The organism is uncultured Campylobacter sp. (genome assembly GCF_937997595.1).
Classification (GTDB): domain Bacteria; phylum Campylobacterota; class Campylobacteria; order Campylobacterales; family Campylobacteraceae; genus Campylobacter_B.
On the sequence record NZ_CALKTS010000010.1, the window covers coordinates 1 to 10,558 of the forward strand.

At 47.7% G+C, this 10,558-nt stretch carries 12 protein-coding genes and 1 pseudogene; 4 read left to right on the top strand and 9 right to left on the bottom strand.

Going from position 1 to position 10,558, the window contains the following annotated elements; genetic code table 11:
• From Q0614_RS00455 to Q0614_RS00495, 9 genes and pseudogenes are all read right to left on the bottom strand, one after another.
• A partial coding sequence (locus Q0614_RS00455) for a hypothetical protein (protein ID WP_298785726.1) occupies nt 1-403 on the bottom strand: 403 nt, incomplete at its 3' end.
• Nucleotides 404-922: 519 nt separating this feature from the next.
• The gene (locus Q0614_RS00460) at nt 923-2,140 is read right to left on the bottom strand and encodes a PilT/PilU family type 4a pilus ATPase (RefSeq protein WP_298785727.1); all 1,218 of its coding nucleotides are present in this window, start codon (nt 2,138-2,140) and stop codon (nt 923-925) included.
• Nucleotides 2,140-3,147 (bottom strand): transaldolase, encoded by a 1,008-nt coding sequence (locus Q0614_RS00465; RefSeq protein ID WP_298785729.1) that lies wholly within the window; start codon nt 3,145-3,147, stop codon nt 2,140-2,142. The genes Q0614_RS00460 and Q0614_RS00465 overlap by 1 nt, the downstream gene beginning before the upstream one ends.
• On the bottom strand, nt 3,140-3,763 hold the full coding sequence (gene serB / locus Q0614_RS00470) for a phosphoserine phosphatase SerB (protein ID WP_298785731.1): 624 nt from the start codon (nt 3,761-3,763) through the stop codon (nt 3,140-3,142). Before serB ends, Q0614_RS00465 begins: the two co-directional genes overlap by 8 nt.
• 31 nt (nt 3,764-3,794) lie before the next feature.
• On the bottom strand, nt 3,795-4,529 hold the full coding sequence (locus tag Q0614_RS00475; protein WP_298785733.1) for a metallophosphoesterase: 735 nt from the start codon (nt 4,527-4,529) through the stop codon (nt 3,795-3,797).
• Nucleotides 4,530-4,572: 43 nt separating this feature from the next.
• Nucleotides 4,573-5,580: an N-acetyl-gamma-glutamyl-phosphate reductase gene (gene argC, locus Q0614_RS00480; RefSeq protein WP_298785735.1), complete on the bottom strand. Its 1,008-nt coding sequence runs from the start codon at nt 5,578-5,580 to the stop codon at nt 4,573-4,575.
• Nucleotide 5,581: 1 nt separating this feature from the next.
• Nucleotides 5,582-6,073, bottom strand: coding sequence for a transcription elongation factor GreA (gene greA, locus Q0614_RS00485; protein ID WP_298785737.1), 492 nt, complete (start codon nt 6,071-6,073; stop codon nt 5,582-5,584).
• 48 nt (nt 6,074-6,121) lie between these two features.
• Entirely contained in the window at nt 6,122-7,018 is an 897-nt protein-coding gene (locus Q0614_RS00490; protein ID WP_298785749.1) for a DUF354 domain-containing protein, read from the bottom strand.
• Between the two features lie 30 nt (nt 7,019-7,048).
• Nucleotides 7,049-7,480 (bottom strand): annotated as a pseudogene (locus tag Q0614_RS00495) (lipid-A-disaccharide synthase); the annotation flags it as partial.
• 68 nt (nt 7,481-7,548) lie between these two features.
• Here Q0614_RS00495 and Q0614_RS00500 point away from each other — a divergent pair.
• From Q0614_RS00500 to Q0614_RS00515, 4 genes are all read left to right on the top strand, one after another.
• Entirely contained in the window at nt 7,549-8,049 is a 501-nt protein-coding gene (locus Q0614_RS00500; protein WP_298785739.1) for a hypothetical protein, read from the top strand.
• Between the two features lie 400 nt (nt 8,050-8,449).
• Nucleotides 8,450-9,229 carry a 5'/3'-nucleotidase SurE gene (surE, locus tag Q0614_RS00505; RefSeq protein ID WP_298785743.1) on the top strand — a complete coding sequence of 260 codons (780 nt, stop codon included), beginning with the start codon at nt 8,450-8,452 and terminating at the stop codon, nt 9,227-9,229.
• A complete protein-coding gene (locus Q0614_RS00510) occupies nt 9,222-9,887 on the top strand; it encodes a ThiF family adenylyltransferase (RefSeq protein ID WP_298785745.1) in 666 nt (221 codons plus the stop codon). Before surE ends, Q0614_RS00510 begins: the two co-directional genes overlap by 8 nt.
• A 166-nt stretch (nt 9,888-10,053) precedes the next feature.
• Entirely contained in the window at nt 10,054-10,242 is a 189-nt protein-coding gene (locus Q0614_RS00515) for a hypothetical protein (RefSeq protein WP_298785747.1), read from the top strand.
• Nucleotides 10,243-10,558 lie beyond the last annotated feature (316 nt).

Sequence of the window (10,558 nt, forward strand, 5' to 3'; positions counted from 1 at the left end):
CTACCTTTCTCAATCTTCTTATATAAGCGTCAGAATCTATGTTAGCGATAAACCCAATCAAAAAAATGAGGCTGCCAATTATAAAGGTAGGACTCATAAAATATGAATAAGAATAAAAGGGGGCAGGGCAAAGATAAAAACACCAAGTTGAAATTAAAGAGGCATTAACTGTGTTAAAAACTAAGCCCATAAGAACTATTGTTATAGGCATTAGGCTTTTTCCTCTAAGCAGAAACGGAAAGATGAAAGAGCGGTAAATATAATGGCAAATAAACGGCAAAAGCACTAAAATCACGGCACCCACGCCTAATGGTAACAGCAAAATTCCAATGAGCAAAGTCCATTTAAAATTTTTAAAAACGATCTCTAGTGCGGTATGGACGTCGATTATTTCATATTTCATAAACTTCTCTTGCGATGAAATTTTAAAATTTTATTCATTTGGTTGTTTGCACGATTTAAAATTTATTAAAGCGCCGAGAGTTTCGGCTCGCAGCGCTTTAAATTTTAATCTTACGCCGGCTTACGACGCGAGATTATTTCTTTTTACGACGTTTTTTGTCACCCGCTTTTTGGGCATGAGTCCTATTGCATCCTGCTCTTTTTGTTTTGTTAGAGCTCATTCGGTTCTTAGCCGGCATTTCCTACTCCTTATAGAAAAAATATGCGTAATTATACCCCCCCCCCCGCCCCCCCTGAAATTTGGTTGAAATTTTGTTTATTAAAGATTAAATGAATAGAAATTTTATAAGATTAATCGGACGTGAAATTTTAATCGAAATTATAGATATTTTAAAACGAAATTTAAGGTAGTATATGCCCGCGTAGCAGCGGGCAAGCGAATAGAATTCCGCCTGCGCGGCGGCAGGCAGAATTCTTTAAAATTTTAAGTTGCAAAATTTAGAATTTTAAAATTTATGACTTAGCGGATCTCTTTTAGCTGTACGACTTCGCCGGCGAGCATCTCCTCGGCGCTCTCTCCCGATTCTGCTGCCAAATCCCTTTTTTTGGCAAGGTCCACGTTTTTGATCTGCAAATCGAGATCGTTTCGCTTAGAGGCCTTATCCAGCGCCTCCTCGCGGGTAATGACACCGTCTCTATAAAGATCGAGCAGGTGCTGATCGAAGGTCTGCATACCGTAGGTGTTGCGACCATCGGCGATCGCGTCAGGAATTTCATCGTCACGCGCATCAAGTATCATATCCTTAATACGCGTGTTTTTGCGCAAAATTTCAACGACGGCTACGCGCTTGCCTTCGACAGTACGGGCAAGGCGCTGAGAGATGACTGCCTCTAGGACGGATGCTAGCGTCATTCGGATACGCTCCTGCTCAGCCTGCTCGAACATCGCGATAATGCGGTTTACCGTCTCTTTTGCGTCAATAGTGTGCACCGTCGAAAACACTAAGTGACCCGTCTCTGCGGCGTGAAGCGCCGTCTCGATCGTCTCCAAATCGCGCATCTCGCCCACGAATATTACGTCCGGATCCTCTCTCAGCGCGGCGCGAAGCGAATCTGCGAAGTTATTGCAGTCCTCGCCGATAGCGCGCTGATTGATGATGCATTTATCGTCTTTAAATACGAACTCTACGGGGTCTTCGATCGTAACGACGTGGCTGGTTCTTTGCCTATTTATACGATTTATCATACTTGCGATCGTTGTCGTCTTTCCGCTTCCCGTAGGTCCGGTAAGCAGCACGACGCCGCGCATAGCCGTGTCACAAATATCTTTGATCGAAGGCGGCAGACCTAGATCGTCGATCTCTGGAATTTTAACCGGGATCGTTCGGAAAACCGCGCTGATACCGTCGATCTGAAAAAAAATATTAACGCGGAAGCGATAATCTTCGTTTAGCTTGTAGGTAAAATCCACGCTCTTTTTCTCGATAAGCTCCGGAAAGCGCGTGATGAGAAGCTCCTTAGCTAGCGTCATCGCGTCTTCTTTCAAAAATGGCGTTTTGCTAAATTTTACTAGCTCGCCGTGGATACGACCTCTGATAACCGCGCCCGATTTTATATGAAGGTCGCTACCGCCATTTTGGATTAGAAATTCCAGATATTTATTTAGCCTATCTCGCTGCTTAAAATCCAGCGTAGAAGCGTCAACTTGATACTGCGAATAATCTATAGAACCCGCCATCATTTCTCCTTTTTAAGTGTTTTTATTATCTCTTTAAATGCCTCTTCAAAGGCTACTAGCCCGTCATCGAGTAGCTTTTTATACGCCTTTTTCATATCGATCTTCGCATCCGCTACGCGAGCGAAAAATTCCTCTATCTGCGCATCGCTAGGCGGCATTTTGGGCTTTTGATCGCCGCTTACAAAAGCCTCTATGGTCTCAAGCGGCGCGGTGTTTACGCAGCCCGGATACATCAGCTCGCTTACGTAGTAATCCTTCGGCAGATCGTCTCCTTTTACCCCCGTGCTCGCAAACAGCGGCTTTACGTAGTTTAAATTTTCTTTAGCGATGATATTGTAGCACTTCGCGGCGTTCATTATGCCGATTTTACCGGTAGGAAGACCCGCCGCAGCCATTTTTTCATCTAATAACCTATCGAAGCGGCTAACGAAGATGCTAATTACGGTTTTTGGTAAACTTGCCTTCGGAAAGTAGCGACGAAAGCCCGCAATTCCCTCTTTTATCGCCTCGATGCATTTTACGGCCTGCTCTGGTGAAAAAACCAAAGTCGCATTTACGCTGATCCCCTTTTTCAGCAGATCGCGCATCGCTTCGTAGCCTGCCTTCGTAGCAGGGATTTTGATCATAACGTTTGGCATGCCGATCGTGCCGTATAGGTGTTTGCCCTCGCGATACATCGCTTCGGCGTCGTCTGCGAAATATGGATCGACCTCGATACTCACAAAGCCGTCATCGCCGTTAATGAAATTTTTAAGCAGGCTCTCCGCTGCGCTTCTGATATCCGCGGTGGCTAAAATTTCATACAGCTTTTTAGGCTCTTTTTTTCTAAATTCCTCTTTAGCCGAGTCGTATGCGGGAGAGCTTAGGATCGCGTTTTTAAAGATCGCAGGATTGGAAGTAGCGCCGTTAATTATCCCTTTTTTGATCAGCTCGTCGAAATCTTTATCGATAAAATCGCGCTCCAAAAAGTCGCACCAAAGGCTGAAATTTAGGGCTTTATCATACATATTTCATAATCTCCTTCAAATCCTTTTTTTCAATGCAGACGCTCGCCTCGCTTTTTAAAATTTCATTCGCGCAAAAAGCAATTTTAAGTCCCGCCTCGCGAAACATCGAAACGTCGTTCGCGCCGTCTCCCACGCACATTACCTCGCTCGCCTCTAGACCCATCAGCGATTTAAGCTGCGCAAGCAGCGCACCTTTTGAGTATCCAAACATCATCTCGCCGCCGAAAAGCCCGGTTAAAATTCCGTTTTTTTCGTGCAGATAGTTTGCAAAGCTTGCGTCAAAGCCTAGCTTTTTCTGCGCGGCGTCGGTAGCGAGATGAAATCCGCCGCTAAAGACGATCACCTTTATGCCTTTATTTTTCAGATACGCGATGATCTCGCTAGCGCCGCAAACGAAAGGCAGGCTTTCTGCGATAGCTTTAGCATCGCTAAGCCTCATCCCCTTTATCAGCGCCACTCGCTCGCTAAGGCTCTCGAAAAAATCAAGCTCTCCCGCCATCGCGCGCTTCGTGATTTCGCTAACTTGTCGCTGCGTGCCCATTTTAGCGGCGAAAAAACCTATCGTCTCGCCGTCCATCAGCGTAGAATCAAAGTCGAAAACACAAAGCTTTATCATAAATATCCTCGCAAAAATTTAGGAATTATAGCTAATTTAAGTTTAAGTTTTTTGGAATTAGCATAAATTTTTCGCTTTTTGCGACCTCGTAAATTTTGCTCCTGACCCCGAACGAACACAAATTTATATATTTTTTCTCGCCGAAATATAAAATTTCATCTTGATGATAGTGCCCCTCGATGATTAAATTTGCTGCGTAAAAATCGATCTTCGGCGCGATTATATCCTTAAAATTTGGCATTTTTCTGTATAGGTTTTTCCCCTCTTGCGATTTTAAGATTACTTTTGAAATTTTAAATTTTAAAGCGCGATCGAGCAGGTTCATAAATTTTAAAAAAGCCCTATTTCGTAGCGAAAGCAGCGCAAACTGCGTCAGGCGCGGCAAAAACAGATCGCCGTGCGCGATCTGCACCGCCTCACCGCTCTCGCAGATAAATTTAACGGGCTGCGCGCCGTTCGGATAAACTTTTGCGCGGGGGAAAATTTCGCGCAGATTAAAATCGTGGTTGCCCTCGAAGTAAAAAATTTCGCATTTTCGCGACAGCTCGTTTATTAGCGCGATCTCCTCTTCGTAGAAGCGCTGCACGTAGGTCGTGTTTGCCAAAAAATCAAACATATCGCCCATCATAAAAATTTGGGGTGGCGGCGTAGGCTCAGCCTTCAGCGCGCGCAGAAATTTCAAAAATTGCGGTCTGCTCGCGCCCGCGTGCGCATCGCCGATAAAGATCGCGCCCGGTTTTATCGCCTGAATTTGATCATTTTGCATCTAGGCTCCCGCGCGTAACGACTTTTGCAAAAAAGTTCATCGCTTAAATTTCGTGTGCGATACGCGGCAACGCCGTAGCTTCGGCGAATCCGCACATTAAATTTGCGTTTGCGACCGCCTGCGACGATGCTCCGCGCAAAAGATTATCGATCGCCGAGTTGATCCAAATTTTATCGCCCGCAGTTTTTACAAAAATATCGCAAAAGTGCGTCCCTGCGACGTTTTTTATACTCACGGGCTCGCTTCGGACGCGCACGAAAGGCTCGTTTGCGTAAAACTCCCGCAGCACCGCCTCTGCGTCCACGCTCTTTTGCAACACGCCAAACGCGCTAACTAACATCCCGCGCGTAATCGGCAGCAAATTCGGCACGAAAAGCGTGTTAAACGCACCGCCTTTTAAAATTTGCAGCTGCTCTTTGATCTCGTCTGCGTGGCGATGCGAGATCGGCGAGTAGGCATTTGCGTTTTCGTTCGCGCTTACGAAATGGCTGCTCGTTTTAAGAGCCTTGCCTGCGCCGCTTACTCCGCTTTTTGCGTCGATAAATACGCCGAGGGCAGGATCGAGTAGCCGCACGAACGGCGCGAGCGCCAAAATAGAGCAGGTAGGATAGCAGCCTGGATTTGCCGTAAGCCGCGCCGCGCGGATCTTTTCGCGATTTAGCTCGGGCAGTCCGTAAACGGCGTGGGCTAAATTACGAGGGTCTAAATGCGTGGTGTAATTTTTCTCGTAAAGCTCGCGGCTTAGGCGGTAATCAGCCGATAGATCGACTACCTTGACGTTTTTAAATTTTAAAATTTCGCGGGCAAATTCCATCGCTTTTCCATGCGGCAGCGCCAAGAAAATAAGATCGCATCTTTGTGCCGCAACGCGAGCGTCCGCAGCTTCTACGCGCATCTCAAACACGCCGCGAAGCTGCGGGAAAATTTCGCTTATTTCGCCCTGCGTCGAGGCGCCTAAATACGAAATTTCAAAGCCCGGGTGAGAAAGTAGAATTTTAATCAGCTCAAGCCCCGTATAGCCGCTAACGCCGATGATCCCCGCTTTTTTCATCTTATTTTCCAAATTTGATCGGCCTGTATTCGACGCTTAGAATTTCTACTTCGCGGGTGCCGGATGGGAGCTGAAGCACCACCTCATCGCCCTCGGCTTTGCCTAAAAGCTGGCGCGCAAGCGGCGTATTAATATTGATGAGCTTGCGCGAGATGTCCGCCTCGCTAAGCCCTACGATCGTATAAACCTCCTCCCGCTCGGTCTCGACGTCCATAAAGGTAACGGTGGAGCCGAATTTTACGCGGTCGTGCTCGTAGGTGGAAGGGTCGATGATTTTACTGCGAGAGACGATGTCGCTAAGCTCGGCGATACGCGAGAGCAGAAACGCCTGCTCTTCGCGCGCCGCGTGGTACTCGGCGTTTTCTTTCAGATCGCCGTGTCCGCGCGCGATGTCGATCTGCTGCACGATGTGAGGCAGCTTCACGCTCTGAAGCTCTTTGAGCTCGGAGGTGATCTTTTCATATCCGTAAAGCGTCATTGGTTCTGTCGTCATAATCTTCCTTTCTTTTTATCAAATTATATAAGCTTTAGCCTTAAAATTTTAGCTCGCAGGCTGCGTTAAAATTTTTGCCACGTTTTCGCTGGAGCCGAACTTTAGATAATCTCGCAGCTTCTTGCTCGCAAGTTTAAATTTAGCGGCATCGCAGCGCTCGTATGCGGCGAGTAGGTTTTGCGCGCTTACTTCGGATTGCAAAAGCTCCTCGTGCAGCGGCTCCTCGCCCAAAAAATCAAAAATAATATTTGCAAGCCCCACGTGCTTTAGCTTTACGAGCTTTCGCGCAAGCCAAACGTCAAACGCGCGCGCTTTGTAGCACAGCACGAACGGAGTGCCGATGAGCGCCGCTTCAAGCGTCGCCGTGCCCGAACAGATGAAGGCGAAATCGCAATCCTTAAGCGTGGCGGGAGTATCGTTTGCGATGCTAAAGCCGTCCAGAGGCCCGTAAATTTCATCTCTTTGATCCATCAGATGCGGTGGGATTATTAAGACTCGCTCGCTATTTTCAAATTTAGGCGCAAGGACTCTAAAAATCGGCATCAATCTTGAAATTTCAGCCCTGCGCGAGCCCGGCATAAAGGCGATCTTGCCCTGTTTTTCGTAGCTTGATTTTTGGAATTTTATCTCATCAAGCAGCGGATGCCCTACGAAAAAATAGTGAGCACGGCTCTGAGCCGCTAAATTTAAAGCCGCAGAATTCTGCGCGGGGCACGGCTCGTCGGAGCTTTGCGATGCGAAATTCTGCGAGAAGCCTTGCCTGGCGAGGTTTTGCTTATTAGAATTCTCGGTCTCGGAATTCTGTTCGCAAAAATTACCGGAATTCTGCGCCTTAGAATTTTGATCCGCGAAATTAGGTGCAGAATTTAGCGAAGTAAAATTTTGCTCGCTTCGTGTGGCATGTTCTTTCGGCGCAGCATCTTTGCTCTCCGCTTCTTGCGGCACGGCACCTTTATCTCCCTCGCAATTCGCGCCGAAAAATTTTGCCTCAAAAGGCCAAATGGAGAGCAGATTGTCGCAAAACGCCTTCAGCTTCTCCGCTCTGTGCGGCTTCCACGCCCAAACCTGCGGCAGGATATAATATGAAATTTCCGCGCTCGCGCCGCTTTCTTTGATCGCGCGAGCTAGCGGCAGATTAAACGCGGGCGAGTCAATCAAAAGCACGCGATCGCACTCCGCCGCAAGCCGCGTCATCTGCGCTATCGCACGCTTGGCTTTTAAAATCAGCGGCAGAATTTCTATAAAACCCATCGCCGAAAATTCGCTGCTTTTGTATATCGGCGAGCCCAGCTTTTCATCAAAAATTCCGCAAATTTCGCAAGCGGGATCGAGCTTTTTAAGGTGCTCAAGAACCTCTTTAAAATGCAGATTCGCCGAGGGTTCTAGGCAAGAGATTAAATATTTCAAATTTAGCCTTTTAAATTTTTGTTAATTATAGCAAAATGTGCTAAAATTAAGCCGACAAAGGATTTAAGATGAAAAATTTTAAAATTTTAGCGCTATGCGGCGCGTTCGTGATGTTGCTAGGCGGTTGCGGCGCGGCTAAATACCAAAAGCGTCAAGTCACCGAGGATCCCGCAGTAACTGCACGCTTTGAGGCGCTTAGTAAGTTAGGCTCGCCCGCACTCGTCGCTAAAGCCGCAGCTAGCGAGATCGCAGCGGATGTAGGCGGCACCAAGCCCCACGTTAAGGTCGCGCAGTTTGCCTTCCTCGAAGAAATTAGCGCACAAGGAAGCGATCTGATCTATGCCTACTCGCTAAGCCCTGGCTGGGCGAGCCTAAAAAGCTCCGATCGGCAAAAATATCTCAAATTGCTAACCAAGGATATTACCGAAAATGACTGCAACGCACCTAGTACGCGAGCTTTATTGCGAAGCGGAGTGCGTGAAGTGCACCGATTTTTCTACGATTATCCAAGCTCGCACCTACTTGATTCGCAGGTAAGCGAGGAGATATGCCGCAAAGCAGGGTTATAGATAAGTCTAGCGTAATTTTATGCCGCGGATTTGCATCGGCGCGAAAGCAAAATTTCGTGGCGTAAAATTTTACGATAATTTAAAGGACAAATTTTGCGGCGAGTTGCGGAGTGCGGTCGCAAAATTTGATTTAAGAAATTTCGAAAGTGAAATTTAGGCGATGAAATTGCGTGTCAGGCTATAAAAAGCTATAAAATTTCGTAGCAAAAAGGTGGAATTTTTCTATGAATTTTGCGATTTAAGTTCGCATGGAATTTTATTGAAAAATTTGGCGCGACGGAATTCTACGCCACGCAAGCTAAGTAGCAATTTTTGCATAGTAAAGAATTAAGCGCTAAAATTTTACAGACAGAATTCCGCTCTGATAGGTCTGTCATGAAATTTTAGCTAAAGAGAGAATATGAAAGAAATTTTAATCACCAATGACGACGGATTCGAAGTGCGCGGACTTTTGGAGCTCGCAAGCGCGCTAAGAGGGGTCGCAAACGTCACTATCGTAGCGCCAAGCTCGGAGAAATCGGCCTGCTCGCACTCGCTTACTCTTACCCGTCCGCTTAGATTTATCAAGCTCGACGACGGATTTTTTAAACTCGATGACGCTACGCCCGCAGACTGCGTGTATTTGGCACTCCGCGCGCTGTATAACCGTAAGCCCGATCTGGTGATAAGCGGCATAAATCACGGCGCCAACGTCGCGGAGGACGTGACCTATTCGGGCACGTGCGGAGGCGCGATGGAGGGGGTCTTGCAAGGCATTCCTGCGCTTGCGGTGAGCCAGTTTTACGTCACGGATTCGCTGCAGCGATACGGATTTGATCTCGCGTGCGAGCTCGCGGTGGAACTGGTCGAGAAAATCTTTAAAAAAGGCTTTCCTCTGCCGCCGAAGCAGTTTTTAAATTTAAATGTCCCTGCCGTCTCAAAGCAAGATTTTAAGGGGCTTTCGGTTGCTCCGTGCGGCGAGAAGCTCTACGATACCGACGCGCAGCTAAACCGCAATCCGCGCGGGATGGAGTATTATTGGCTAGGCAAATCTACGCTCAGTTTTGATGCAAGCAAAAACGAAAATAGCGACATTTCGGTACTTTTTGAGGGGCGGGCGACGTTAAGTCCGATTAAGTTAAATTTAACCGCGCACGAGCAGATGAGCGCGCTAGAAAGGTGGATGAAAAACAATGAGTGAAGTTGTAGTAGACCGCTTTTCGCGCTCGCGCCTGCTTTTCGGCGAGGATTTTGCAAGGCTGCAAAGCGCTAAAATTTTAATCTGCGGCTGCGGCGGCGTGGGCGGAGCGGCGATAGAGGCGCTGTACCGCAGCGGCGCGGTAGGTTTAAGCGTGATCGATTGCGATCGCTTCGAGATCACCAACCAAAACCGCCAGCTTGGAAGCGAGCATGTAGGCGAGCTAAAATGCGAGGTTTTCGCGCGCAAATTTAAGGGCATAACGCCGATCGCCGCTAGGATCGATGAGGAATTTTTGTCGGAATTCGACCTCGGCAAATTTGATTTCGTAATCGACGCGATAGACGATGTGGGCGCTAAGATCGCGCTTGCGCTGCGCTGTAGCGAGGCTGGCGTAGGATTTGTAAGCTCGATGGGCGGCGCAAAGAGGCTCGATCCCGCTAAGATCGAAATCCGCTCAATCTGGCAGACGCGGGGCGATCCGCTCGCGCGCAAGATTAGATCTGAGCTGCGAAAGCGCGGCTTTGCGGGCGATTTTGACGTCGTCTGCTCGAGCGAACCGCCGCGCGTCAAATCGATGGGCAGCTTCATGGGCGTGACCGCTAGTTTCGGGCTTTTCATCGCAAGCTACGTGGTGCGCAGACTGATAGGCGAGCGATAAATTTAAACGCTTAAAATTTTATAGCGTTTCGGCGCACGGCTCCGTCTGGTCGGGTTTTGCGGTTAAATTTTATATATTTTGAGCTTTTGGTCCGAGCGCGCTTTGCATGCGGTACGGCCGGCCGGTATTTCGCAGTGCACGTGCGGTTAAAATTCAAAGGACGAAAGTGGAATTTTATCGGACGACGAAGATAAAATTTGCTCGGCGCGAAGGCGGAATTTCATTTGCCGCGAATGATAAAAATTTTATCCGCAAAGATCGGTGCGGGCTTGCGTGCGAGATGAAATTTAAGGACCACGCAAGCTACGCACGTAGGTCAATGTATACGGCGCGCAGTTTTAACAAGCGCAGATAGCAGTCTAGGATTAAAAATCTAAATAGGCGGGTCGCAAGCTTGCTCGTGAGCGAAATTTAAGCAAGCCAAGTTTACGCAAATGTTCTTTGCGGCGAATTTTCATAGCAGCGCGGTAAAAATTTTATCGCAGTTTCGCGCGCTTTTTGATGCAAAAAAAGGCGCGCTCAGGCAAGCAAAACCAAATTAGCGCGCATCGGTCGCCGCGTAGCGCCTAAATAGCGTAAAGTGTAAGCGAGGCTCAAGCAAACGCAGCGGCAAGCTTACTTCTAAATTCCATTTTTTACCGCTCGCAAAAAGCGGAATTTAGAAATTTAAT

What these genes read in the sequence shown, in the direction of transcription:
- Q0614_RS00510 (WP_298785745.1), top strand. Translation starts at nt 9,222, where the DNA reads ATGAGTGAAGTTGTAGTAGACCGCTTTTCGCGCTCGCGCCTGCTTTTC.
- Q0614_RS00500 (WP_298785739.1), top strand. Translation starts at nt 7,549, where the DNA reads ATGAAAAATTTTAAAATTTTAGCGCTATGCGGCGCGTTCGTGATGTTG.
- Q0614_RS00465 (WP_298785729.1), bottom strand. Translation starts at nt 3,147, where the DNA reads ATGTATGATAAAGCCCTAAATTTCAGCCTTTGGTGCGACTTTTTGGAG.
- Q0614_RS00475 (WP_298785733.1), bottom strand. Translation starts at nt 4,529, where the DNA reads ATGCAAAATGATCAAATTCAGGCGATAAAACCGGGCGCGATCTTTATC.
- serB (WP_298785731.1), bottom strand. Translation starts at nt 3,763, where the DNA reads ATGATAAAGCTTTGTGTTTTCGACTTTGATTCTACGCTGATGGACGGC.
- greA (WP_298785737.1), bottom strand. Translation starts at nt 6,073, where the DNA reads ATGACGACAGAACCAATGACGCTTTACGGATATGAAAAGATCACCTCC.
- Q0614_RS00460 (WP_298785727.1), bottom strand. Translation starts at nt 2,140, where the DNA reads ATGGCGGGTTCTATAGATTATTCGCAGTATCAAGTTGACGCTTCTACG.
- argC (WP_298785735.1), bottom strand. Translation starts at nt 5,580, where the DNA reads ATGAAAAAAGCGGGGATCATCGGCGTTAGCGGCTATACGGGGCTTGAG.
- surE (WP_298785743.1), top strand. Translation starts at nt 8,450, where the DNA reads ATGAAAGAAATTTTAATCACCAATGACGACGGATTCGAAGTGCGCGGA.